20 protein-coding genes and 1 pseudogene are annotated in these 24,334 nt (G+C 69.4%); 8 read left to right on the forward strand and 13 right to left on the reverse strand.

Annotated features, from left to right (window positions below; genetic code table 11):
• Positions 1-57 precede the first annotated feature (57 nt).
• The 5 genes from EV648_RS30755 (at position 58) to EV648_RS44370 (ending at position 4,061) form a co-directional block, all read left to right on the forward strand.
• Positions 58-837 (forward strand): enoyl-CoA hydratase/isomerase family protein, encoded by a 780-nt coding sequence (locus tag EV648_RS30755; RefSeq protein WP_132298639.1) that lies wholly within the window; start codon positions 58-60, stop codon positions 835-837.
• Between the two features lie 9 nt (positions 838-846).
• Positions 847-1,794, forward strand: coding sequence for a class I SAM-dependent methyltransferase (locus EV648_RS30760; RefSeq protein WP_132298640.1), 948 nt, complete (start codon positions 847-849; stop codon positions 1,792-1,794).
• A gap of 184 nt (positions 1,795-1,978) precedes the next feature.
• A complete protein-coding gene (locus EV648_RS30765; RefSeq protein WP_241995738.1) occupies positions 1,979-2,944 on the forward strand; it encodes an acyltransferase in 966 nt (321 codons plus the stop codon).
• Complete coding sequence (locus EV648_RS44365) at positions 2,937-3,317, forward strand: hypothetical protein (protein WP_241995739.1); 381 nt, start codon at positions 2,937-2,939, stop codon at positions 3,315-3,317. Before EV648_RS30765 ends, EV648_RS44365 begins: the two co-directional genes overlap by 8 nt.
• A 30-nt stretch (positions 3,318-3,347) precedes the next feature.
• Positions 3,348-4,061 (forward strand): hypothetical protein, encoded by a 714-nt coding sequence (locus tag EV648_RS44370; protein WP_241995741.1) that lies wholly within the window; start codon positions 3,348-3,350, stop codon positions 4,059-4,061.
• 46 nt (positions 4,062-4,107) lie between these two features.
• On the opposite strand, the gene EV648_RS30775 is transcribed toward EV648_RS44370, so the two are convergent.
• Entirely contained in the window at positions 4,108-4,842 is a 735-nt protein-coding gene (locus EV648_RS30775) for a bifunctional 2-polyprenyl-6-hydroxyphenol methylase/3-demethylubiquinol 3-O-methyltransferase UbiG (protein ID WP_132298641.1), read from the reverse strand.
• A gap of 144 nt (positions 4,843-4,986) precedes the next feature.
• On the opposite strand from EV648_RS30775, the gene EV648_RS30780 reads away from it, so the two are divergent.
• Positions 4,987-5,769: an electron transfer flavoprotein subunit beta/FixA family protein gene (locus EV648_RS30780; RefSeq protein ID WP_132298642.1), complete on the forward strand. Its 783-nt coding sequence runs from the start codon at positions 4,987-4,989 to the stop codon at positions 5,767-5,769.
• A 14-nt stretch (positions 5,770-5,783) separates the two neighbouring features.
• Positions 5,784-6,731 (forward strand): electron transfer flavoprotein subunit alpha/FixB family protein, encoded by a 948-nt coding sequence (locus EV648_RS30785; RefSeq protein ID WP_132298643.1) that lies wholly within the window; start codon positions 5,784-5,786, stop codon positions 6,729-6,731.
• 472 nt (positions 6,732-7,203) lie between these two features.
• On the opposite strand, the pseudogene EV648_RS44375 reads toward EV648_RS30785, so the two are convergent.
• The 12 genes and pseudogenes from EV648_RS44375 to EV648_RS30840 form a co-directional block, all read right to left on the reverse strand.
• Positions 7,204-7,323 (reverse strand): annotated as a pseudogene (locus EV648_RS44375) (IS5/IS1182 family transposase); the annotation flags it as partial.
• Positions 7,324-7,381: 58 nt separating this feature from the next.
• Positions 7,382-7,804 (reverse strand): VOC family protein, encoded by a 423-nt coding sequence (locus EV648_RS30790; RefSeq protein ID WP_241995743.1) that lies wholly within the window; start codon positions 7,802-7,804, stop codon positions 7,382-7,384.
• 183 nt (positions 7,805-7,987) lie between these two features.
• Positions 7,988-9,646 (reverse strand): CdaR family transcriptional regulator, encoded by a 1,659-nt coding sequence (locus EV648_RS30795; RefSeq protein WP_132298644.1) that lies wholly within the window; start codon positions 9,644-9,646, stop codon positions 7,988-7,990.
• Between the two features lie 96 nt (positions 9,647-9,742).
• Positions 9,743-10,849, reverse strand: coding sequence for an o-succinylbenzoate synthase (gene menC, locus EV648_RS30800; protein ID WP_132298645.1), 1,107 nt, complete (start codon positions 10,847-10,849; stop codon positions 9,743-9,745).
• Complete coding sequence (locus EV648_RS30805) at positions 10,846-11,877, reverse strand: GNAT family N-acetyltransferase (RefSeq protein ID WP_132298646.1); 1,032 nt, start codon at positions 11,875-11,877, stop codon at positions 10,846-10,848. The genes menC and EV648_RS30805 overlap by 4 nt, the downstream gene beginning before the upstream one ends.
• Positions 11,874-13,073, reverse strand: coding sequence for a M20 family metallopeptidase (locus tag EV648_RS30810; RefSeq protein WP_132298647.1), 1,200 nt, complete (start codon positions 13,071-13,073; stop codon positions 11,874-11,876). Before EV648_RS30810 ends, EV648_RS30805 begins: the two co-directional genes overlap by 4 nt.
• A 1-nt stretch (position 13,074) precedes the next feature.
• Positions 13,075-16,422: a serine hydrolase gene (locus EV648_RS30815; RefSeq protein WP_132298648.1), complete on the reverse strand. Its 3,348-nt coding sequence runs from the start codon at positions 16,420-16,422 to the stop codon at positions 13,075-13,077.
• 28 nt (positions 16,423-16,450) lie between these two features.
• Positions 16,451-17,437 (reverse strand): ABC transporter ATP-binding protein, encoded by a 987-nt coding sequence (locus EV648_RS30820; RefSeq protein WP_132298649.1) that lies wholly within the window; start codon positions 17,435-17,437, stop codon positions 16,451-16,453.
• Complete coding sequence (locus EV648_RS30825; protein ID WP_132298650.1) at positions 17,434-19,359, reverse strand: dipeptide/oligopeptide/nickel ABC transporter permease/ATP-binding protein; 1,926 nt, start codon at positions 19,357-19,359, stop codon at positions 17,434-17,436. Before EV648_RS30825 ends, EV648_RS30820 begins: the two co-directional genes overlap by 4 nt.
• A 4-nt stretch (positions 19,360-19,363) precedes the next feature.
• Positions 19,364-20,365 carry an ABC transporter permease gene (locus EV648_RS30830; protein ID WP_199234911.1) on the reverse strand — a complete coding sequence of 334 codons (1,002 nt, stop codon included), beginning with the start codon at positions 20,363-20,365 and terminating at the stop codon, positions 19,364-19,366.
• Between the two features lie 41 nt (positions 20,366-20,406).
• Positions 20,407-22,011, reverse strand: coding sequence for an ABC transporter substrate-binding protein (locus tag EV648_RS30835; RefSeq protein WP_132298651.1), 1,605 nt, complete (start codon positions 22,009-22,011; stop codon positions 20,407-20,409).
• Positions 22,012-22,040: 29 nt separating this feature from the next.
• A complete protein-coding gene (locus EV648_RS30840; protein ID WP_132298652.1) occupies positions 22,041-23,432 on the reverse strand; it encodes a serine hydrolase in 1,392 nt (463 codons plus the stop codon).
• Between the two features lie 147 nt (positions 23,433-23,579).
• Between EV648_RS30840 and EV648_RS30845 the strand changes: the two genes are divergently transcribed.
• Positions 23,580-24,236 (forward strand): hypothetical protein, encoded by a 657-nt coding sequence (locus EV648_RS30845; protein WP_132298653.1) that lies wholly within the window; start codon positions 23,580-23,582, stop codon positions 24,234-24,236.
• The last annotated feature ends 98 nt before the right edge of the window (positions 24,237-24,334 follow it).

Below are 24,334 nucleotides of genomic sequence, written 5' to 3' on the forward strand. Positions count from 1 at the left end.
TGACCGGCCGGTAGCCGTAGGCTCGGCCGGTACCCGATGACGTGTGAGGAGCTGGAGATGGGCGAGTTCGTCAACCTGACGGTGGCCGACGGGGTCGGCACGATCCGGCTGGACCGGCCGAAGATGAACGCGCTGAACGTCCAGGTCCAGGACGAGATCCGCGCCGCGGCCGAGCAGGCCGGTGCCGACGACGCAGTACGGGCCGTCGTCGTCTACGGCGGCGAGAAGGTGTTCGCGGCCGGTGCGGACATCAAGGAGATGGCCGACATGTCGTACGCCGACATGGTCCGCCGCTCCGGCCCGCTGCAGGCCTCCCTCTCCGCGGTCGCCGCGATCCCGAAGCCCACCGTCGCCGCGATCACCGGCTACGCCCTCGGCGGCGGGTGCGAGCTCGCCCTGTGTGCCGACTACCGGATCGCCGCCGACGACGCCAAGCTCGGCCAGCCGGAGATCCTGCTCGGCATCATCCCCGGCGCCGGGGGCACCCAGCGGCTGAGCCGCCTGGTCGGCCCGTCGAAGGCGAAGGACCTGATCTACACCGGCCGCTTCGTCGACGCGGCCGAGTCGCTGCAGATCGGCCTGGTCGACAAGGTCGTTCCCGCCGCCGAGGTGTACTCCGCGGCCGTCGCCTGGGCGTCCCAGTTCTCCCGCGGTGCCGCGCTCGCGCTGCGGGCCGCCAAGGAAGCGATCGACGCGGGTCTTGGCGTCGACCTGCACACCGGGCTGGAGATCGAGCGGCAGCAGTTCGCGGGGCTGTTTGCCACCGAGGACCGGTCGATCGGGATGAAGTCCTTCGTCGAGAACGGCCCCGGTAAAGCAGCGTTCAAGGGCCTCTAGGAGATACAGATGACTACTGCTGGACCGAAGCCCGCCGCCTCTGCCGAAGAGGTCGAGGCCGCGTGGAACGACAACAAGCTGGCCCAGGTGCTCTACCACGACTGGGAAGCGTCGACCTATGACGAGAAGTGGTCGATCTCGTACGACGAACGCTGTGTCGACTACGCGCGCGACCGGTTCAAGGCTGTGGCCGGCACCGACGGCTGGCCGCACGGCAAGTCCCTGGAGATCGGCGCCGGCACCGGCTTCTTCACGCTGAACCTGAAGCTGGCGGGCGTGCTCGCCGAGGCCCACGTGACCGACCTGTCGCCCGGCATGGTCGAGGCGGCCAAGCGGAACGCCGACACGCTGGGCTTCGCGATCGAGGGCAAGGTCGCCGACGCGGAGAAGTTGCCGTACGAGGACGACACCTTCGATCTGGTCATCGGGCATGCGGTGATCCACCACATCCCGGACGTCGAGCTTGCCTTCCGCGAGATGCTCCGCGTGCTCAAGCCGGGCGGCCGGTTCGTCATCTGCGGCGAACCCACCCGGTACGGCGACTACGTGGCCCGGCGGCTCTCGCGCTTCACCTGGTGGGCAACCACCAACGTCACGAAGCTGCCGGCGCTGTCGCACTGGCGCCGTCCTCAGTCCGAGCTGGACGAGTCGTCGCGGGCCGCGGCACTCGAAGCCGTGGTCGACCTGCACACCTTCGACCCGGACACCTTGGCCCGTACGGCGGAGCGCGCGGGCGCGACCGACGTACGGACTGTGACCGAGGAGCTCTTGGCGGCTTGGGTCGGGTGGCCGATCCGGACGTTCGAGGCGGCCGTGCCTGAGGAGAAGCTCGGTTTCGGCTGGCGGATGTTCGCCTACAAGTCCTGGCTGCAGCTCTCCAAGGTCGACAAGGTGCTCTCCCAGGTCGTGCCCGACGAGCTCTACTACAACGTGTCCATCACCGGAGTCGCTGAGTAAGGGTGGTAGTTGGGGTAATGGCACATATCTCCGGCGCCCAGGCAGGCACCTCGCGGCGTTGGAGTGGCTGCCACGATGAACCCCGCATCGAGGCAACCACTCCGCCTTGCGATGCACCTGCCTGGACACCGGAGCTATGCACCATTACCCCAACCACCACCCTGGCCATGTACATACTGGACGGATGCGGTTGCTGACGGCGGCGAATCTGCGCTGGGTGGTGCGCCACCGGGCGTGGACGCCGTACTACCTGAAGCGGTACTGGCGGTTCGCCTGGTTCAAGCTGCGGCATCCGCAGGTGATCACCGAGGGATTCGTCTTCCTCGGCAAGAAGCTGGAGATCGTGGCGCGGCCCGGGCATGGTCGGCTGATCATCGGCAAGTGGGTGCATCTGGGCGACGAGACGCGGCTGCGCGCGCACGAGGGCACGCTGCGGATCGGCGACAAGGTCGTGTTCGCCCGCGACGTCACGGTGAACTGCTACCTGGACATCGAGATCGGCGCGTCGACGTTGATCGCGGATTGGACCTACATCTGCGACTTCGACCACAAGACCGAGGACCTCGGGTTGCCGATCAAGGACCAGGGCCTGGTGAAGTCGCCGGTGCGGATCGGGCCGGACTGCTGGCTCGCGACCAAGGTCACTGTGACGCGTGGAGCCGACATCGGCCGCGGCGTCGTGATCGGGGCGAATAGTGTTGCCCGTGGCAACATTCCCGAGTACTCCGTGGCGGTGGGCATTCCCGCTGTGGTGGTGCGGGACCGGGTCAGCCGGTACGAGGCCGAGGCGGAGCGGCGGGCCTATCTGGCCGAACTGGCCCGGGGCAACGAGGAGACAGCCGCTCGGCTGCGCGCGGGACGACCGCCGGTGGATCCACCTGCGGTGGAGGAGCGCGAGGCTGCGGATGATCCCGCGGCGGGGGCGGGCGCAGTACCGGCAGTGGAGGAGCGCGATGAGGCGGATGATGCGGCGGGGGAGGCGCGCGTAGTACCGGACGGTGCGGGGGAGGTGCGCGTACCGGACAGCGCGGCGGGTAACGGATTGTCTACGACTGGTGATAAAGGAGATGTGAGCAGGGGGTTCTCAAGTTACTCACCAGTCGGGCACTATGTCCCGGAAGTCGTCGAAGAGGAGACGCAGCGTGGCTGATCAGACCGGCGCGGCGCGGCTGGGGGCGGATCCATCCGCTCCTGCGGACGCGGTGCGGTCCCTCACGCGGGCCGCCGAGCCTGGTCTGCGATCGATCCTCGACCAGGCTGCGGCCGACGGTTCGATCACGGACACGCGGCACCGGGCGGTCGATCCGGTGCCGATCGCGACGCCCGGCAGTGATCCGCTGAGCGGTGTTCCGGCGCGGAATGTGACGGACGGTGCGGAGATCGCTACGTTGGAGTCTGTGGACGGCCTGCAACCCGTGGAGGCGTCCGGATCGATCTGGAGGGTGCGGCGCAAACTGTCGCCGCGCCCGGTCCCGGGTAATCGACGCAGGAAACCGCCGGTGCCGGCACCGGCGACGGACTAGGAACAGACCCCGGCTGAGGAGATGGGCGACGTGGGCACTCACGACGACAAGGCGGCCAGCACCGCCGATGCCGAGAAGGCGGTGACCCCGTCGGACGTGGAGGCTGAGGAGACTCCCGCGGCCGAGCAGGGGACCGGTGGTCGCGGTGCGACCGCGACGGTGACCAAACCGGCGAGGCCGAAGACCGCGGCAGAGATCGTCGCGGAGCAACGGGCCCGGGAGAGGGCGGCCGCGGAGGCCTCCAGTGCTTCGAAGGCCTCGACGACGGATGCCGGCGACGCGAAGCAGGACACCGCGGTGACGAAGCCGGTGACTCGGCAGCCGGCGGCGTCGACTCCTGCCGCGGGCAAGTCTGGTGCCTCAGGCAACAAAGCTCCGGCCGGTAACCCGCTGGCCTCGGCCAAGGCCGCGCGGGAGGGCTCCGGCAAGAGCAAGGCGGCGATGTCCGCGGTTGGTTCCGGCGTCAACCGGTTCCGCAATCTCGTGGCCTCGCTGATCTGGCTGATCGCCGTGCTGGCTGCGGCTGTGCTCGCGCTCGGCGCACTGTTCACGGCGCTCGACCAGGCGAACCAGAGCAACGAGATCGTGAAGTGGGTGCTGGAGCGCGGCCATGACCTGGTCGGCCCGTTCAAGGACCTGTTCCGGCTCGAGACCGCGAAGAACACCCTGCTGGTCAACTGGGGGATCGCGGCGCTGGTCTACCTGATCGCAGGTAAGCTCCTGGAGCGCTTCATCCGCCCGTAGTTACTTGTACTGCGGGTCAGGTGGATCTCGGTCAGGTGGATCTCGGTCAGGTGGTTCTCGGCCGGGCGATGACGATGAGGTCGAGACTCTCGTCCAGGTCGCCCGGCCTGATCTCGAAGTCTGCGTGCGTGGTGCTTCTCACCAGGTCGGCGAGGTTGTGCGGCCAGTGGGCGTGGTCGGCGGCCAGTTGCGCGTCCACGCAGGAGCCGTGCTGCTCTTCCCAGTCGGTCAGCCTGTCGCCATGCCAGAGTCCGAGGGCCTCGGTGACCTCGAGTTCCGCATCGACCAGGCCGATGAACTCGGCCGCGGTGAGTTCCTTGGTGTGGTACCAGTTGCCGCTCGGGAAGGTCAGCCGGTTCGGGGTGGACAGGACGAGAACGCTGTCCGGCTTGAGGATCCGGGCGCACTCGGTGATGAAGCGCGGTTGCTCCCAGAGGTGCTCGATCGTCTGCAGCGACACGACCAGGTCGAACGAGTTCGCGGCGAACCCGGTCTGGACGAGATTGCCCTGCACCGGATTGATCTGTGGATAAGCCTTCGCGAGGTGGCGGAGCGTCGTACCTTCATAGTCGAGACCGATCACCTGTGCCGCTCCGGCCTGGTGGAGCAGTTCCGCGCCGTACCCCTCGCCGCAGCCGGCGTCGAGGACCCGGTGGGTCTCGGAGTCGAGCCAGTTCGCCGTGATCCAGCGGTAGGCGGCCTCGTGGCGCGCGAACCAGTAGTTCTCGTGCCAGATCCCGGGGGCAGTTCTCTCGCCGGTGAGCGGTAACGTCTCGGTCACCTGGTCAGACTAGGGGTGTTCCGGTGGGTACGTGGTGTTCTGACCACCGGACTGTGATGGGACTCGCATGCTTCATATGTTTCTCGCGAGTAACATCCATGGCAGGCTGGGAGAGACCGTTAACCAGAAGGGGTCCCACAAGCTATGAAGATCGTCGTCTGCGCGAAGTTCGTGCCGGATGCCACGGCGGACCGCCGCTTCCGCTCCGAGGACAACACGGTGGACCGCGCCGGTGTCGACGGGCTGCTGTCCGAACTGGACGAGTATGCCGTCGAGACCGCGCTCACCGTGAAGGAGGCGGGGGACGGTGAGGTGACCATCCTGACCGTCGGTCCGGAGCAGGCCGCCGACGCCATCAAGAAGGGCCTCCAGATGGGTGCCGACGCGGGCGTCCACGTGAACGACGAAGGGATCCACGGCTCCGACGCGGTGGCGACCTCGCTGATCCTGGCCAAGGCGCTGGGCAGACTCGAGGCCGACCTGGTCGTGTTCGGAATGGCCTCGACCGACGGCAGCATGGGCGTCGTCCCGGCGATGGTGTCGGAGCGGCTCGGCCTGCCGGGCGTCACGCTCGGCTCGTCGGTGACCGTCGACGGCACCACCGTGACGATCCGCCGCGACGGTGACACCGCCAGCGACACGATCGAGGGCACGCTGCCGCTGGTGCTGAGCGTCAGCGACCAGTCCGGCGAGCCGCGGTACCCGTCGTTCAAGGGCATCATGGCCGCGAAGAAGAAGCCGGTCGAGACCTGGTCGCTGGCCGACCTGGAGATCTCCGCCGACCAGGTCGGTGCGTCCGCCGCGTGGACCGAGGTCACCGAGGTGACCGCCCGTCCGCCGCGTTCGGCCGGCACGATCGTCACCGACGAGGACGGTAGCGGCGCTACCCAGCTCGTCGAGTTCCTGTCCACCAACAAGTTCCTCTGAGGGGCGACCAGAGCATGTCGAACGTTCTCGTTCTCGTTGACCACACCGGTGGCAAGGTCCGCAAGACGACCGCGGAGCTCCTCACCATCGCCCGCCGCCTCGGCGAGCCGATCGCCGTCTACATCGGCGACGGCGTGCAGGACGCGCTGCCCGCGCTCGGCCAGTACGGCGCGACCAAGGTGATCGCCCTGACCAACCCCGAGCTGACCCAGTTCCTGGTGGCGCCCAAGGCCGAGGCGCTGCAGCAGGTCGCGGCCAAGATCGAGCCGGCCGCGATCCTGATCTCCTCGAGCGCCGAGGGCAAGGAGATCGCCGCCCGTCTCGCCGTCAAGCTGGACTCGGGCCTGATCACCGACGCCGTCGACGTCCAGGAGGGCCCGGTGACCACCCAGTCGGTGTTCGCCGGCAACTACACCGTCCAGGCGAAGATCACCCACGGCACCCCGATCATCACGGTCAAGCCGAACTCGGCCACCCCCGAGGCGGCCGAGACCTCGCCAGAGGTGGAAGAGTTCGACGTCACGATCTCCGACGCCGCCAAGACCGCCCGGATCACCGACTCCAAGCCGCGTGAGGCCACCGGTCGCCCGGAGCTCACCGAAGCCGCGATCATCGTCTCCGGCGGCCGCGGTACCGGCGGCGATTTCGGCCCGGTCGAAGCCTTCGCCGACTCCCTCGGCGCAGCCGTCGGCGCCTCCCGCGCCGCCGTCGACTCCGGCTGGTACCCGCACGCCTACCAGGTCGGCCAGACCGGCAAGACCGTCTCCCCCCAGCTGTACGTCGCCGCCGGCATCTCCGGCGCGATCCAGCACCGGGCCGGCATGCAGACCTCGAAGACCATCGTCGCCGTCAACAAGGACGAGGAAGCCCCCATCTTCGAACTGGTCGACTTCGGCGTAGTAGGCGACCTCCACAAGGTCCTCCCCGCAGCCACCGAAGAGGTAACCAAGCGCAAGTCCTGACCCCTCGACCCGCGAGCCAGGCACCCCCCACCCTGACTCGCTTCCCCGCAGCCCGGCTCGCACCCCCCACGAGCCGGGCTGCACTTTGTCATCCCCCACGCACGGTCCGCCTGCCTGACATGAGGAGGTCAGGCGCCCGGCTCACCTGACAGAAGTCCACCCCCGGTTGTCTGCTCCGGCCCGGCTGTACCGAACGGCAGGAAGAGGTCGCTCGCAACGTCAATCTCCATGCTCACCGAGGCGGTTGAGGCGGGGAGAGAACGCAGTACCTCCTGTTGTTCCGTACGCCGCTCGCCCGTTCAGAGCGATTTCCGGCGCCCGCGGCCACCTAGGGCCTGTCGCAAAGTGAGATCGGGAGCCAGTCGTTGATGACGGCGATGTGGAGGACGGCTTCGTATCGGACGGCGAGTCTGTCGTATCTGGTGGCGACGGCCCGGTGGCGTTGGAGTCGGTTGATTCCGTATTTTGGCGCGTCGCTGCGCTGCCCGGCGGTCAGGACCAGGGACAGCACCTTCTGGCTCTGTTGACAAGCCAGGTGGATCTTCGTGGTCAACCCGCCGCGGGAGCGTCCCAGCGCGTGGGTGTCTGGTTCTGCCGAGAGACCACCGGGGGGCTCTTGCTGCTGGCCGGGGTGTCGTGACCGATGAGCATCAGAGTGGGTTCAGGCGGGCCTTGAGCAGGCAGAACTCATTACCTTCGGGGTCGGCCAGGACATGCCACTGCTCCTCTCCTGTCTGGCCGATGTCGGCCGGACGCGCACCAAGCGCCAGAAGGCGTTCGAGCTCGGCGTCCTGATCGCGGTCGGTGGCGTTGACGTCGATGTGCAGCCGGGATTTCCCCTTCTCCGGCTCATCCCTGCGACTGAGGATGATCGTCGGCTGCGGACCGCCGAACCCTTCGCGCGGCCCGATCTCCAACGAGCCGTCGTGCATACGATCGAGCACGACAAAGTCCAGAACCTCGCACCAGAACCGCCCCAGCACCTCAGGGTCGCGGCAACCGAGCACGAGCTCACTGATACGACATGCCATAACGAAACCTGCTCTCAGCCTGGGAACTGCCGGGGAGGCCACCCGTGAACCTCATAGGCTCCCAGCAGTGAAAACAATCCAGCGACCGTACCGGACGAGGCGATCACGGGCGAACATGATTTCTTGGGCCGCCCCTGTCCGGACAGCCGGGCAAGGCCGTTGGCCCCGCAGTAGGGAAGCTGACCCGTCCACGGTCCTTCGTGTACTACCTGCTCAGCTGGCGAATCAGGGGTGGGGGTGACGTGGGGGTGGTGGGGCTACTACTCGGAGTTGGAGCATGGCGGCGAAGCGGGCTTCGGGGTCGTCCAGGTCCAGGGCGCCTACTTCGGCCAGGCGGCGGAGGCGGTAGCGGAAGGTGTTGGGGTGGACGTATACGGCGGCGGCTGCGGCTATGACGTCGCCGAAGGCGTCCAGCCAGGCTCGGAGGGTCTCGATGAGGTTGGTCTTGTGGCGGGCGTCGTACTCGAAGAGGCGGGCTACCGGACCTGTCGGCTCGTCGCCTCGGGCTGCTACCAGGTCTCGGAGTTCCAGGACCAGAGCTTCGACGTGAACGTCAGCCAGGCGGGCGACTCGGGCTGAGCTGCGGCCGGCTCGGAGTACTCGGAGGGCTCGGTCGGCGCTGGTGCGGGCTTGGGCGAGGTCGCCGGCGTCGTGGGCGACCGGGCCGACGCCGATGGAGGCGGTCACGCGGTCGCCGATGCGTTCGAGGAAGTCCGCCGCGATCCGGACGGCACGTTCCTCGCCATCGGTGCGGTTGCGTTGCACCGGGATGAGGCCGTACGCGACATCCCCGACCAAGGCGGCCGCAGTACGGGGATGGACGGCGCTCAGGTGCATGGCGAAGGCGTCGGCGAGCCGCTGGCGTTCGGTGGCCAGGCCCGGATCGCCGAAGGTCGCATCGTCAGGCGCGGCGTCGACGACTGCCAGCGCCAGTACTACGACCGGTTGGCCGCTGAGGCCGAGCCTGTTGAGGGCTTCGCGGGCGCCGACGCCACCTTCGAGCGCAGTACTGACGAGGTCGGCGCGCAGCCGGCGTTCGACGTCGGCACCGGCCCGGACGCGCAGCAGGTGCAGGGCCACGAGCTTGGCGGCATCGCGGAGGGCCTGGGCACGTTCGTCGCTCAGCGGCTGGGGGACCGCGGCCCAGATCGAGCCGAGGATCTCGTCGCCGGCTCGGACCGCCACCGCCACCCGCGGCATGGTGAACTCGTTCTCGGTGGCCATCAGGGGACGGACGAACACCGGCTCGTCCGTGCGGTAGAGCTTGCGGAAGATGCCGTGGTCGGCGAGGGCGCGGTAGTACCGCTCGGGGACGCGGCGGCCGAGGATCGTCTCCACCCGGGCGCTGTCGGCCTCGTCCTGGCGGCCCGAGAAGGCGAGGATGCGGGAGCTGCGGTCCTCGATCGTGATGGGTGCGTCGAGCAACGCGGCGACGGCGTTGGCCAAAGCGAACAAGTCGCCGGACGGCATACCGCCCAGGGACTCCGGCCCGTCGATCCCGACGTCGCCTTCGGCGAGCAGAGAACGGAGCAGGGCGGCAAGCTGCGCCCAGGACGCACCCCGGGTCAGGGCGATCAGCGCGACGCCGGACTCCTTCACTGCGGCATCGATGGTCTCGTCCGGGTGGATGGGTGCGCGGACCACCAACCCCGCAGCCTGCTGCTTGCCGAGGGCACTGAGCAGGTCGGCGATCTCCGCACCACCCTGCAACCCCACACCCAGGACGAGCGCGTGCGGCGTCAGCACCGGCTCGTCCACCGAGTCGTAGATGACGATGCCGCCCAGCTCCTCGGGCTGGTCCGGGTCGCCCCGCACCAGTTCGAGCAGCGTCGCGCCCAGGTCGTCGAGCACCCGGCCGAGACTGGCCCGCGGACGTCCGTTCACAGAAGGCAGCACCTTCCGAAGCTAAGAGTCGGAAGCCAAGAGTACTTCGTCCGCGCCGACCAACTCAGGCCTTCGGTTGGTTGAACTGGACAGGGCTCAGAGAGCCAGCCACTCGACCGACTTGGTGACGGCGGCCAGTTGGTCGGGCAGGGGGTCGACGCCGATGCCAGGGGCGGTGGGGACGGGGAGGTGGCCGTCGACGAGGGTGAACGGCGGCGTGATGTCGGTCTGGTAGTAGCGGTTGGACCCCGAGGTGTCCCCGGGAAGCGTGAAGCCGGGAAGCGCGGCCAGTGCGACGTTGGCCGCGCGACCTAGCCCGGTCTCCAGCATCCCGCCACACCACACCGGTACGCCGTGAGCCACGCAGACGTCGTGGATGCGTCGCGCCTCCAGGTAGCCGCCGACCCGGCCGGGCTTCACGTTCACGATCGAGCACGCGCCCAGGCTGATCGCAGCAGCCGCAGCCCGAGCCGACGTGATCGACTCGTCCAGGCAGACCGGCGTCTTCAACTGACGAGCCAGTTCCGCGTGGCCGAGTAGGTCCTCCTCGTCCAGTGGTTGCTCGATCAGCAGCAGGTCGAACGGGTCCAGCCGAGCCAGGTGCCGAGCATCGGCGACCGTGTACGCCGTATTCGCGTCCACCTGCAGCAGCACCTCGTCGCCGAACCGCTCGCGCACCGCGGCAACCGGCTCCAGATCCCAACCGGGCTGGATCTTCAGCTTGATCCGGACGTAGCTCTCGTCGAGATATCCGCCCACGGCGTCGAGCAGCCGGTCGACCGAGTCCATGATCCCGACCGACACGCCACACGGCACCCGGTCACGCACGGCCCCGAGTTCCCGAGCCAGGGGTCGCCCCTCGGCCCTCAACTCGGCGTCCAGCACGCCCATCTCGAGCGCCGCCTTCGCCATCCGGTGGCCGTGGAACTTCGCCAGCGCCGGCGCGACCGCCGCGGCGTCGAGCCGCTCGATCGAGGCGACCGTCGGCACCAGGAAGCGACGCAGTACGGCGGCGGCGGCGTCGACGTACTCGGACGAGTAGAGCGGGTCCGTCATCGCGACGCATTCGCCCCAGCCCTCGGCGTCGCTGGTGACCACTCGGACGAGCAACGCGTCCTTGCTGGTCTCCGTCCCGAAGGAGGTCCGGAAGGGCGATACCAGTGGCATCTCGATCCGCCGCAGTTCGACCCCGGTCAGCTTCATCGCGTCGTTCCCTTCGCTGTGTCGTGGTTCCTGGTCAGCAAGTACCAGCCGGCCCGGTCGAAGCCCGTCACCCGCGCTCCTTCGGCGATCAGCGTGCCGAGCACCTCGCGGACCGCAGTACGCCAGGCCTGCGCACCTTCGGGATCGGTACCGCGCAGGCCCTCGATGTCCGGCGGAATCGCGACCAGCAAGGTCTCCCCGGCCAGGCTGCCGGGCACGGGCCGTCCATCGGGCGAGGACGAGAGGGCGATGACCGCGCCGCGCGCCAACTCCAGTTCCGCATCCACTGCGACGGGTTCGCCGACCGAGGCCGCGGCGACCGCAGGGGTGCCGAGTTCCCAGCGGACCAGCAGGCGGTCGGTGTCGCCGCCGCTGTTGATGCCGTCGCGCATATCGCCGTAGAAGTTCGTCAGGTACTCCGTGGGCCGGGCGGCGAGCTTGACGATGTTGAAGTACGCGTTGCGCCGGACCAGCGGGTCGAAGGTCCACGCCACGACGGCGACGCCCCGCAGCATCGCCCACGCCCGTTGGTGGATCTTGAGCGCGAAGCCCACGCTCCGGCCGCGCGCCTGGCCGGATACCCCCGCGACGTGACTGTGCAAGGCACCCTCCGAGGGTGGCGCGAAGAAGCCGACACAGGCGCCGACGAGCTCGTCTCCGTCATACGCGCCGGCGACATAGTTGCCGGCCTTGGTGAGGGCCCGGAGCAACTCGGTCGTCACCGGCGGATTCTTCGGGTCCGGTCGCCAGATGCCGTCATACAACCGATAAACGGCATCCAGCTCATCGAGGGCCTTCAGTTCACGAACCTGTACTCCGGCCGCCGCCGCAGCAGCCTCCGCGGAACGCACGGCGAGATCCAGCGCCGACTGCAACCCGTCGGACGCCGGCGTCACCCCATCGGCCACCGCATCGGCCAACCCGGTCAGCCCGGTCAGGTCGGGGGCGTCGGTCAGGTCGGGAGAGATGGCCAGATTGGTCAGATCGGTCAGCGGGCCGACCTTGGTCAGCTTGTCGGAGGCAGTCATGATCTGTCCGCATCAACTGTCGCCCGCTCGCTCACCTGGTCGTCCGCGAGGAGGTCGGTGATGAGGGCGGTGAGCAGCGCCGTGCGGCGAGGGAGTTCTGCCACCAGGACGTGTTCGTTGTCGGCATGGGCGCCGCCACCGACGGCGCCCAGTCCGTCCAGCGTCGGCGTACCGATCCCGGCGGTGAAGTTGCCGTCCGACGCTCCTCCGACGGCAGCCTCGTCCAGCGGCTCGAAACCAAGCTCGACTGCGAGCTCAGCCGCACGCTGGTACAGGTCCGCAGACGAGCTCCGCTCCAACGGCGGCCGGTTGGGTCCGCCGGTGATCTCGAGCTCGGCCCCGGCCAGTACCGGTCGCAGCGCGAGCATCGCGGCATGGACGCGATCCTGTTCCTCGGTATCCCGGACCCGGACTTCGACCGCGAAGGTAGCCGCGGCGGGGACCGTGTTCGTCGTAGTACCGGACTCGAGAACGGTCGGTGTCACAGTGGTCCCGCGACCCGCGTCGCCCAGTTGGCTGACCGCGAGCACCTGGTGAGCGGCCTCGATGGACGCGTTCACGCCGAGGTCCGGTTCCAGGCCCGCGTGCGACGCACGACCTCGCACGGTGACCTGGTAGAGCGAGATCCCCTTGCGTTCGGTCTTCAGCGCGCCCCCGTCGGCCGACGCCTCGAGGACGAGGGCGGCCGCACAGCCCACCGCCTCCGCCTCGATGAGTCCGCGGGAGGACGGCGAGCCAAGTTCCTCGTCGCCCGTGACGAGGATCGCGACACCGGATGGGTCGGCCAGGGCCGCCACCGCGTGGAAGGCGATCACTACACCGGCCTTCATGTCGAAGCAGCCCGGTCCACGAAGGACACCGTCGTCGACACCGAACGGATGTGTCGCCAGTGAGCCGGTCGGCCAGACGGTGTCGTGGTGGCCGAGCAGCAGCACGCGGTTCGCGCCGCTGCCGAACCGCCAGCGGAGGTGGGACCGCCCATCGAGGACCACCCGCTCCGGGGCGAACCCGAGCCGACGCGTCCCGACCGCCGCCACCACATCGGCGCTACGAGCCACCGCTGCCAGATCCGCCGACGGTGACTCACAAGTCACCAGCGCCTCCAGATCAGCCAACAACCCAGCCAACAAAGCAGCCACCGACTCACCCGGCGACGCGGGCGGCGCGTCCCGCGGCGCCGACGTTTCGTTACCCATCTCAACCAACTTTCGGAGTGGCCCGGACACCGAAGTGCAGGTACTTCTCACCGGTCGGCAGCGAGTAGAAGGTCACCGGGCTCCAGGTCAGCGCTTCCGGCTCACGGACGACGAACAGGTCGCCGGTCTCGTCCACCGGCACCATCACGAACTCGTGCGTCGGGTCGGGCATCAACTCGGCCAGCGGGCCGGTCACCGTCTGCCGCAGGACTGCCTGCCCGTCTCGCACCAGGACCTCGCCCATGACGCTGGCCCGGTCGTATCGGCCGACATGACGCTGTACGTCGACAGTCGGCGGCTCGGCCGGCGCCGCCAGCGGCGCGGGCATTGCCACGTCGGCCAGTTCCGCGAAGATCTCGCGGTACAGGTCCTGGTACAGATCCCTGGCGTTGCCGCCGTTGGTGAGCAGCGTGACGGCAAGACCCTGGTCCGGCAGCACCCGAAGGAACGCGGCCTGGCCGATGGTGTTGCCGTCGTGGCCGATCAGCCGGTGGCCGTCCCAGCCGAAGCGGATCCAGCCGAGGCCCCACGAGTCACCCAGTGAGTACTTGTCTGGCAGGTCCGCGTGCTTGTCGGCCATCGAGGCCACCGACTCCTCGCTGAGCACGCGAGTGCCGTCCGCGGCCAGGCCACCGGCCAGGTGCATCCGGGCGAAGGCGAGGGCGTCAGCCACCGTCGACGTGACCAGCCCGGCCGGCCCGAGGGCGCGGGGGAGTCCCCATACCGGCGCCGGTTTCGGCTCGGCCCCGCCCTCGCTCACGTGACCCACGGCCGCGCGGTACAGCAGGGCCTCCTCGGGCAAAGTCACGGTGTGCTCGAGTCCGAGTGGCTTGTAGAGGCGCTCCCGCAGCGCCTGGTCCCAGGTCTTTCCGGTCAGCTTCTCGATCACCCGGCCGGCCAGTGAGAAGCCGGAGTTGCAGTACGACCAGGTCGCGCCGAGCGGGTGGTTCTGCGCCACCTCGGCCAGCAGGTCGACGTACTTCTCCAGGCAGTCGTCACCCCGCCCGGTGTCGGTGAAGACGTCGCCGTCGATCCCACTCGTGTGGGTGAGCAGGTGCCGCATGGTCACCTGCTTGGCGACATCGGGCTCGCGCAGCGTCAGCTCAGGCAGTACGACGGAGATCGGGGCGTCGAGGTCCAGCAGTCCCTCGTCCACGAGTTGCAGGGCGAGAGTCGCCGTCCACACCTTTGTCATCGACCCGATCTGGAACAGCGAGTCCGTGGTGACCTCGACCCCGGTGTCCTTGTTCAGTACGCCGGTCGCTGCCTCGACGAGTTCGTCCGCCAAGCCCGGCCGCACTCGCAGGATCCCGAGGGTCGCACCCGGAACCCGGTGCCGCGCGGCGAGCGCGGTGAGGCGGCGTTGCCAGTGCTCCGCGTCGATCCGCGGCCGCCGCGGACCGGCCGCGTCGCCGGCGTACTGCTCGACCCAGCCGAGGATCCGGCGGTTGAAGTCGAGCCGGTGCGACGGACGGCCCTGGATGATGAACAGGTGGTCAGCCTCGGGGTAGAGCACGAGCTGCGCGGCGACGCCCTGTTCGCGCAGCGCGGTGTGCCACTGCTCCGCCTGGCCGATCGGGCAGCGGACGTCCGCGGCGCCCTGCAGGATCAGCGTCGGCGTCTTCACCTGATCGACCTTGCTCAGCGGTGACATCTCGTCGAACCGGTCGCGCTGATCGCCGAGCTCGTAGGCGCTGAGGAAATGGCCGCTGTCGGAGGTGCCCGACATGCTGGTCAGATCGCTGACGACGCCGCCGGTCACAGCCGCCGCGAACCTGTTGTCCCGGCTGGTCAGGTAACACGTCATGAAGCCGCCGTAGCTGTAGCCGGCGACCGCGAGGCGCTTCGGATCCGCGAGGCCCTCGGCCACGAGTTCGTCCAGCGGCTCGAGGAAGTCCTTGGCATCGGCCGTACCCCAGTTGCCCAGCGCGGCGTTGAAGAACTCCTCGCCGTACCCGTCGCTGCCGCGCGGGTTCATCAGCAGCACCGCCCAGCCGCGGGCAACGAGTTCCTGGTGGTAGAGGTGGGCCTCGTCGGCGGCGCCGTTCCACGCGTTGTGCGGACCGCCGTGCACGTCGAGGAGCAGCGGCTGCGGCTGGGCGGCCTCGGGATCGCGGACCAGCCAGCCGGACACCTTGGTGCCGTCCGAAATGGTGAACTCGCGCTCCACCCGCGGGAAGACCTCGGCGACATCGGCGCCGTGCGTGGTCAGAGTTTGCGTCGCGCCCGAGCTCAGGTCGACGGCCACGATCTCCCCGTACGACGTGGCGGTGTTCAGCACCACGGCCGCGTTGCCGTTGGCGACCGAGAGCCCGGAGACGTTCTGGCCAGGCTCGCCGAGCACGTGCTGAGGCGCGCCGCCGGCGGTCGGTACGGAGTACAGGTGGGAGCAGCCGCGGTCGCGGACGCAGAACAAGACGGTCGCGCCGTCGTCGACGAGCAGCGGAAGAGCACCCGGGTACCCCGGGCCGCCGGGCATCACGTTGCGGTCGAGTGAAGCCGCCAGGTCGACGAGTTCGCCGCCATCCAGTGGAAGCCGCAAGAGCCGGGCATGGCCGACCGGGCCGTCAAGGTTGCCGACGACGAGCAGGGCTTCGCCGTCCGCGGTCCAGAGCATCGGCCCGGCCAGACCTTCGGCTAGACCGACGAGCTGCGGGGTTGCCTTCTCGTTCGAGACGTCCAGCACGTACGCCGGAGCGGTGGGCCGCAGGTCGGCGTCGGGAGCCGTGCCCGCGCCGAAGGCGAGCTTCTTGCTGTCGGGGGACCAGGCCGGATCGCCCGCGTGCCAGTCGCCGTCGGTCACCTGCAGGACCTTCTTCGACGAGACCTCGAGAACGTGGACGTGCTTGCGGATGGTGCGCAACAGCCCCGCGCCGTCGGCCTGGTAGTCGAGGCGCTCGGTCACGATCGGCGCACTCGCCCGCTTGGTGCGGGCCTCGTCGTCCTCCTCCGCTGCGGCGACGATGTCGACCGCCGAGCTGAAGGTGATCCGGTCGCCGTCCGGACTCCAGGTCGGAGCGCCGGCCCCGAGAGGCAGCGTGGTCAGCTGCTCGGGCTCGCCTCCGTCGACCGGAAGCACCCATACCTGCGCCGGCCCGTCCTGGGCGCGGAGGAAGGCGATCCGCGATCCGTCGGGCGACCAGGCAGGCGACAGGTCGGCGTTGCCACGGGTGAGTTGCCGGGCCTCGCCACCGGTCGACGCGACGCGCCACAGGGCGTGCTCGGCCCGATCGGCCTCCAGGTCGCTGGTTCGCAGTACGTAGACCAGCTGGCTGCCGTCGGGCGACAGGGCGGGCTGCTGCGGTACTGCGAACTCGGTCAGGTCTTCGATGCGCGGGCGTCGGGTCACGACGACTCCTCCTCGGGAAAGAGCGGGCTCACTGGACGAGATCAACCGCTTGGAGCGCGGCCGCCGCGTAGTGGCAGGCGGTGTGGTGCCGGTGTCTTCCGGCGTCGGGGGTGGGGTCCACGGTCTGGCACAGTTCGCGATCGGGCCGGACCAGCGGGCCGATCGGGCACCGCGGATGGAAACGGCAACCGGGCGGTGGGTGGTGCGGGTCGGCCGGTTCGGCGTCCGCGACGGCTCGCAGCGCCGGATCGAGTTCCTCGACGTCCAGGGCCAGGGCGCCGCGCCGGGGTGCGGCGGCGAGCAGCTCGCGGGTGTAGGGATGTTGCGGGTCGCCGAGCAGCTCGGCGGCGGGACCGAACTCCACGATCCGGCCCAGATACATGACGGCGATGTAGTCACTGACGTAGCGAACCACCGCGAGGTTGTGCGAGATGAACAGCATCGACAGGTGAAGCTGCCGCTGCAGGTCGCGCACCAGGTTCAGCACGGTGCCCTGGACGGACACGTCCAGGGCCGAGGTGATCTCGTCGGCCAGGATCACCTCGGGCCGCCCGGCCAGCGCCCGGGCCAGCGCGACTCGTTGCCGTTGGCCACCAGACAGCGCCGCGGGGTATGCCGAGGCGCGCTCCGGGTCGAGGTCGACGAGCTCGAGCAGCCGAGCCACCTCGCCGGCCCGCGAGTAGTCCGCCGACCTCGGCACCGCCTCGGCGATCGAGTTGCCGATCGTCATCCGGGGATCGAGCGACGAGTAGGGATCCTGGAACACGAGCTGCAGCGGGCGAGGTCCCCGGCTGCGGTGCTGCAGCGGTACGCCGTCCAGCAGGATCTGCCCGCCGGCGAGCTCGGTCAGCCCTACCGCAGCCCGGGCCAGCGTGGACTTGCCGGAGCCCGACTCGCCGACCAGCCCGACCACTTGCCCCGAAGGGACGGTGAGATCCACCGAGTCGACCGCTGTCAGCGCGCGGCTGCCCGTGCCGAACCGCACAGTCACCTGCTCGAATGTGAGTTCACTCATCGCTGTCCCATTCGTATCGGCCATCCGAGCTCGACCACCTGGGGGTGCCAGCAGGCGACCCGGTGGCCTTCGTCCAGTTGAGTCTCCAACTCAGGGTCCTCCGTGCGGCACCGGTCGTCGGCGAACTCGCATCGCGCCGCGAACGCGCAGCCGGACGGCAGCCGCCCTGGATCCACCGGACGCCCCGGGATCACCGCGAGCGGTTGCTCGAGGTCGGTGTCGAGATCCGGTACTGCGGCCAGCAGCGCGCGCGTGTACGGATGCCGGGCCCCAGTGGCCAGGGCGGTCGCCGGGAGGTCCTCAACGATGCGTCCGGCGTACATCACCAGCACTCTGTCGCAGACCTGTCCGATCACGGTGATGTCGTGACTGATCAGCAGCAACGCGACCCCGTCCTCGGTCCGGATCGACTCCAGCAACCGCAGCACCTGGCGCTGCACGGTGACGTCGAGCGCGGTGGTCGGTTCGTCGGCGACGATCAGCGCGGGTTCTCCCATCAGGCCCATCCCGATCATCGCTCGCTGCCGCATCCCGCCGGAGAACTCGTGCGGGTACTGCCCGGCCCGGCGTTCCGCGGCCGGCACCCGGACTGCCCGCAGCCGGTCGATCGCCCGGGTCGTCGCCTGCTGGCGGGTCAGCCCCTGGTGTTCGCGAGCCCCCTCTGCCAGTTGGGCGCCGATCCGCTTGGTCGGGTTGAACGAGGTCGTCGGATCCTGGAAGACCATCGCGAACGACGTACCGAGCAGTTGGCGGCGGTCGGCGTCGGGGGTGTCGAGCAGCGGTTCCCGGAGGTAGTCGAGTCGTTCCGCGCTGACCTGGCCGGGAGGTTCGATCAGTTGCGCCACCGCGAGCGCGGTCAGGCTCTTGCCCGAGCCGGACTCGCCGACGACCCCGACGGCCTCGCCATGGCCGATCGTGAAGCTCACACCGCGAACCGGAGTGATCGGGCCGTCCGGTCCTAGGAAGGTGACCCGCAGGTCCCGCACCGACAGCACCACGTCCTCGACGACGTACTGCGAGGTCGGCGCCTCGGGCTGCGCGGAGTCCTCCGAGCAGCGGCGGTAGCGGGTCACGCCGATGGACTCCACCCCCAGCCCCTTCGCCACGGCCTCACCGAAGAGGTTGAACGCCAACCCGGAGATCACCACGGCGACTCCTGGTGCGAGTGCGGCCGCCGGGTGCACGTAGATGCTGTTGAGGCTCTCACCCATCAGCCGGCCCCAGTCGTACGCCGGAGGCTGGACACCGAGCCCCAGGAAGGACAAGCCCGCGAAGGCCAGCAGGGCACCACCCGCGCCGATGGTCGCGTTCACCACCAGCGGCTCGGAGATGTTCGGCAGGATGTGCCGGACCAGCAGCCGGATCCGGCCGGCGCCGGCGATCCGTGCCGCGGCCACGAAGTCGCGGGCCGCCACTCCGGCGACCAGGGTCTGGGTGAGCCGCGCGAAGGCCGGCGCACCGGCGAAGCCGATCGCCAGTACGGCGCCCTTCGCGCCGACGCCGAAGATCACGGCGAAGAACAGCGCCAGCAGGAGACCGGGGAAGGCCACCGCCACATTGACGACCGCCGTCACCAGCCGTCCCGCACGTCGCCCGAGCACGGCGGGCGCAGTACCGAGGAGCAGGCCGGTCACGACGGCGATCGCGGTCGCCAGCAAGGCCAGCGCGATCGACTGGCGGGTGGCCACCAGGACGCGGTAGAAGATGTCGCGGCCGAGGTTGTCGGTGCCCAGCCAGTGGCTCGCCGAGGGTCCCTCCAGCAGGTGGTCGGTGTCGATAGCGCTCGCCTGGTGGGACCACAGCACCGGCGCGAAGACCGCCAGCAGGAGGACCAGGAGCAACAGCAGTCCCGCACTGAGGCCGAGCGGTGTTCGGATCACGGCGGCCCAGCCATGCCGGCCACTCTTTGTTCTGGTCGCCATTCGATCAGCTCTCCCGGATCGTCGAGCGCGGATCGAGCAGCGCCAGCGCGACGTCGACGACCAGGTTCACCAACAGCACCCCGATCCCGTAGACGAGCACGACACCTTGGACGAGCGGGTAGTCCTTGGAAAGGATCGAGGAGACGATCGTGCTGCCCAGCCCCGGCCAGCCGAAGACGTTCTCCACCAGGACCGTGCCGGCGACCATCCCACCCAGCAGCAGACCGCCCAGGGTGATCGTCGCGGTCACCGCGTTCGGAAGCGCGTGCCGCAGATAGATGGTGGCCGCTGGCAACCGTTTGGCCCGGGCCGTGCGCAGGTAGTCGGTCTGCAGCACGGACAGCAGCTCGACCCGGCAGATCCTGGCCAGCACGGCGGCCGGGCCGATGGCCAGGGCGAGAACCGGCAGGACGTACGACGCCGGCGTACTGCGGCCCGCGACCGGAAGCCAGGCGAGCTTCACCGCGAACAGGTACACCAGCCCGACGGCGAGCAGGAACTCCGGGATCGCGGCCAGCACCACGCTGACCGAGGTGAAGCTCAGCTCCGCCCGAGGCCGGCGACCGCCGCGAGTCAGGACGCCCATCACCAGGCCGGTCGGGACCGACACCAGCACGGCGAGGACGAAGGCGGCCACCGCGAGCTGCACGGTCGCTGGGAGCCGGTCGCCGATCACGTCGGAGACCGGGAGCCCCGTCGTGATCGACGTACCGAGGTCGCCGGTGACCAGGCTGCGGAGGAAGTGCCAGTACTGCACCCACAGCGGATCGTTAAGCCCGAGCGACTCGCGTCGCGCCTCGACGAGGCTCTGGCTGGCGGCCGGCCCCAGGGCGCTCCTGACCGGGTCGCCCGGGATCAGGTGGATCATCAGGAACGACGCCGTCACCAGGGCCAGCAGCGAGATCACCAGCCGCGCCAGCCGGCGGCTGCCGAACCGGACCCACGGGTGGGTGCTCCAGGTCGCCATGCCGCCGGTCGTCCTCAGTTGCGAGCTCGAGATCGTCACCGGCCGACTCCTCCGTCCTTCGTCGCTGGTAGCACGGGCGCCTAGCCGAGCATCCGCAGGGACCCCGGAGCGACGCTGCCCGAGCTGAGCTCGAAGGTCGCCCCCTTGGCGAAGGCGGGGACGGTCGAGTCGACGAAGGGCACGATGTCCTGCGCGGTCACCACCGCCTTCTCCGCCGCGGCCCAGTCCGGGCACCCGTCCGTACCGACGACGGACGAGGCCTTCTGGACGGCCGCGGTGTACGCCGGGTTCTTGATCGCTGCGAAGTTGTTGCCGTTCGGCGGCGTCGCTCCGGACAGGAAGGGCACCAGTTGGCTCGGCAGGGTTACGGTCAGCGGGATCAGCACGGCGTGCCAGGTGCCCTGGCCGGCCAGGATCACGGTGCCGATCTCAGCGGTGGAGACCGCCTTCAAACTCACCTCGACGCCCAGGTCGCTCCAGGCCTTCTGCACCAGTTCCGCTCCGCTCTGCAGGGTCGGACCGAGGCTGGTCGGGTAGTAGAAGATCAGCGACAGCTTCGCGCCGTCCTTGGCCCGGACGCCACCGGTACCGGCCTTCCAGCCCGCCGCGTCCAGGGCCGACTTGGCCGCCGCGAGGTCGTGCGGAGGCAGATTGCCGGTCACCGTGTCCTCCGTACAGGGCCCCATCCCGGGGGCGACCAGTCCGGTCGCGGGCTTGCCCGTTCCACCGGTGATCACCTTGCCGAGCTGGGTCAGGTCCAGTGCCTGCGTGAGTGCCTTTCGCAGCGCGGGGTCCGCGGTCGGCAGGCCGGCCTTCTGGTTGAACCAGAGTTCGCCCAGGGGAGTGGAAGCCTCACGCTGGAAGAGTTTCTGGGCCGCCAGGCGCTGCTTGTCGGGCCCGGCGATCGCGGTCAGGTTGATCTGCCCGGACAGCAGCAGGTTCGCCGCGGTCGTCTCGTTGCTGACCACCTTGAGCACCACCTTGTCCGGCAGTCCTTGCTGGTCGGTCTTCCAGTCGCCCGGACCCCAGGCGTAGTCCTTGCGGCGCTCCATCGTGTAGTGGTCGCCGGGGACGGCCTCGGTCATGGTGAACATGCCCGTCCCGTCACCCGCCTGCTTGAGCAGGTTGCGGTCCTTCATGCCCTTGTCGCAGACGATGTGCAGACCGCCGACGTTGCGGTCCAGGAAGGCGTCCGGCGCGGGCACCGTCACAGTCACCGTGCCGGCCGCGTCGTCGGCAGTCGCCTTGGCGCCGGGCGGGACGAAGACGCCGATCCGGCTCGACTTGTTCGCCGGGTCGCCGACGAAGCTGATGTTCGCCGCGACGGTGGTCGCGGTCAGCGGCGTACCGTCGGCGCACGTCACCCCTTTGCGCAGCGTGTACGTCGCCTTGGTGGTCGTGCTCTCCCACTTCTCCGCCAGGCCGGGCACCATCTTCCCGGCCGGGTCGAGGCTGATCAGGGAGTCGTACATGAACGCATCGACCTGCTGGGTGACCGACAACGAGGTGAAGTGCGGATCGAGATTGCCGGGGTCGGCGCTGATCGCCATCGTGAAGGTCTGGCCCTCGGCGAACTTGCCGGAGTCGCCGACCGCGGCGCTCGAGCCCGAGCCCGAGTCGCACGCGGTCAGGACGAGTCCGAGCGCGAGGGCCCCGGCCAGGACAAGGGTCTGTGGAGATCGCATGGTGGTGCCTCCGAGGGGATTCGGTGCCGTCAGGACTGCGCGCGGCGCATCGCGCGGCCGCTGTGGAGGTAGAGGGCCCGGCCGCTGCCGTCGTCGCCGATGAAGGCCTGCGGCTGGTGGAATCCCTGCTGCGGCTCGAGCGTGATCAGCGTGTCGCCGTCGAGCCGGACCAGCTCGACCGGATCCGGCTTGCCGCCGAGCTCGGCGATCTCGCCCTTGGGAGTGTGGTCGAGCCAGACCCGGCCGTCGTCGTCCTGGCTGACGGTGATGTCGGCTACGTCGCAGCTGTACGTTCCGACGTACCGGGTGACGTCGTCCAGCGGCGCGCGGTCGGCCGGCGGGGTGGGCAGCGGCGGCAGTTCCAGCCCGATCAGCTCGCGCAGCACATGTCCGACGACCTGCTGGTAGAGGCCGATCATGGTGCCGCCGTTGGTCAGCAGGGTGACCGCGAGCCCGTACTCGGGCACCACCCGGAGGAAGGCGCCCTGGCCGATGGTGCCGCCGTCATGGCCGATCACTGTGCTGCCCTGCCAGTCGAAGATCTCCCAGCCGAGCCCCCAGGCGTTGCCCATCATCCCCAGCGGCGGCAGCTCGACCTGGCGGTCCTGCATCGCCTTGACGCTGTCGGATCCGACCACCGCAGTACCGTCCGGGGCCTTGCCGCCGTCGAGGTGCAGCTGGGCGAACGCGAGCAGGTCCCGGGGACGCATCGCGAGCATCGCGCCGGCCGGAGCCATCGACCGCATCAGCGACCACACCGGCGCCGGGACCGGGTCTGCGTCCGGCTCCGGGCGGATGTGACCGACGGCGGCGCGGTGCAGGATCGCCTCGTTCGCGTCGTTGGCCACATGGGTCAGGCCGAGCGGGGTGAAGACGAACTCCCGCAGGCAGGTGGCGTACGGCTTGCCCCGCACCAGCTCGACCAGCCGTCCCAGCACGGAGAAGGCGGCGTTGTTGTAGGAGAACATCTCGCCCGGCGGGTAGAGCTGGGTCACCCCCGCGAGCTGCGCGACGTACTTCTCGACGCAGTCGTCGCCGTTGCCCGTGTCGGTGAAGATGTCGCCCTCGAAACCGGATGTGTGGCACAGCAGCTGCCGCACGGTGATCGCCGCGGCGGCAGCCTCGTCGTCAATCACGAAGCCCGGCACGTAGTCGCGGACCGGTGCGTCCAGGTCGACCAGGCCCTCGTCGACCAGCTGCATCACCAGCGTGGTCGTCCACACCTTCGTGATCGAGCCGACCTGGAACAGGGAGTCGGCCGTGGCCTCGACACCGGTCGCCTTGCTGAGCACGCCGGCCGCCGCGTCGATCACCTCACCGCGCCATGACACCGCGACCGCGGCGCCGGGCACCTCGTACTCCGCCAGCAACGTCGCCAGCCGGTCGTCCAGCCACTTCTGGATCTCGCTCAGGGTCGCCATTCCCGAACCGTAGGACCGGCGCGGGAGACAGTATTCGTCCCCGCGGACGAGGACTGGGCGTGAATCCGTCCGGTCGGACGAAGCCGATCGCCCCGCCCGGCGGCTAATCGGCTGGCCACCCTCGGCCGGCGATGTGAGGATCCGAGGATGGGCAGCGAGCGGCGGTACTGGTACGAGGACGGGCTGGAACCGGAGGAGTTGGAGTTCCAGCGGCTCTACGGTCCGGTCCTGCCGGCCACCCGGGCGGAGGCGAAGGAGTTCTTCGGCGGACTCGGCCTGCCCTGGTGGATCGCCGGCGGCTGGTCGATCGAGGCGTTCACCGGGGTATCCCGGCCGCACGACGACCTGGACGTGTCCTTCTGGCGGAAGAACGTGCCGCGACTGGTGGAGCACTCGAAGGGCCGGTACCACGTCTGGTCGGCCGGAAGCGCCGGGATCCACCCGCTGTCGGTGGAGAAGCCGGACGTCCCGGACACCGCCGACCAGGTCTGGATCCGGGAGCACGCCCTCGCGCCCTGGCGGTACGACGTCGTACTGAACCCCGATCGCGACGGGCGCTGGGTGTTCCGGCGCGACCCGAGCCTCGACTTCGACCTGGACGAGGTCACCTGGATCGCCGACGACGGCATCCGGTACCTCAACCCGGAGATGGCCATCTGCTACAAGGCCAAGGCAGACCGGCCCAAGGACCGCCAGGACCTCGCCAACACCCTGCCGCTGCTCTCGGCGGCCCGGCGCACCTGGCTGGCCGACATGGTCCACCACCTGCACCCGGACCATCCCTGGCTCGACCAGATCCGCTAGACCGAACCCCCAGGCCATCAAACGGCCTGGTCCGCGGTTGGGGGCGCGCTCGGCGAGTGCGGAGGTGGCTGCCATTGATGGGCTGGAGGTCCGCGGAC

The sequence above is a fragment of the Kribbella sp. VKM Ac-2568 genome (genome assembly GCF_004345365.1).
GTDB lineage: Bacteria > Actinomycetota > Actinomycetes > Propionibacteriales > Kribbellaceae > Kribbella > Kribbella orskensis.

Excerpts from the sequence above, each read along its gene's own strand:
- EV648_RS30755 (WP_132298639.1), top strand. The coding sequence starts at position 58 with ATGGGCGAGTTCGTCAACCTGACGGTGGCCGACGGGGTCGGCACGATC.
- EV648_RS30760 (WP_132298640.1), top strand. The coding sequence starts at position 847 with ATGACTACTGCTGGACCGAAGCCCGCCGCCTCTGCCGAAGAGGTCGAG.
- EV648_RS30765 (WP_241995738.1), top strand. The coding sequence starts at position 1,979 with ATGCGGTTGCTGACGGCGGCGAATCTGCGCTGGGTGGTGCGCCACCGG.
- EV648_RS30780 (WP_132298642.1), top strand. The coding sequence starts at position 4,987 with ATGAAGATCGTCGTCTGCGCGAAGTTCGTGCCGGATGCCACGGCGGAC.
- EV648_RS30785 (WP_132298643.1), top strand. The coding sequence starts at position 5,784 with ATGTCGAACGTTCTCGTTCTCGTTGACCACACCGGTGGCAAGGTCCGC.
- menC (WP_132298645.1), bottom strand. The coding sequence starts at position 10,849 with ATGAAGCTGACCGGGGTCGAACTGCGGCGGATCGAGATGCCACTGGTA.
- EV648_RS30805 (WP_132298646.1), bottom strand. The coding sequence starts at position 11,877 with ATGACTGCCTCCGACAAGCTGACCAAGGTCGGCCCGCTGACCGATCTG.
- EV648_RS30810 (WP_132298647.1), bottom strand. The coding sequence starts at position 13,073 with ATGGGTAACGAAACGTCGGCGCCGCGGGACGCGCCGCCCGCGTCGCCG.
- EV648_RS30820 (WP_132298649.1), bottom strand. The coding sequence starts at position 17,437 with ATGAGTGAACTCACATTCGAGCAGGTGACTGTGCGGTTCGGCACGGGC.
- EV648_RS30825 (WP_132298650.1), bottom strand. The coding sequence starts at position 19,359 with ATGGCGACCAGAACAAAGAGTGGCCGGCATGGCTGGGCCGCCGTGATC.
- EV648_RS30835 (WP_132298651.1), bottom strand. The coding sequence starts at position 22,011 with ATGCGATCTCCACAGACCCTTGTCCTGGCCGGGGCCCTCGCGCTCGGA.
- EV648_RS30840 (WP_132298652.1), bottom strand. The coding sequence starts at position 23,432 with ATGGCGACCCTGAGCGAGATCCAGAAGTGGCTGGACGACCGGCTGGCG.
- EV648_RS30845 (WP_132298653.1), top strand. The coding sequence starts at position 23,580 with ATGGGCAGCGAGCGGCGGTACTGGTACGAGGACGGGCTGGAACCGGAG.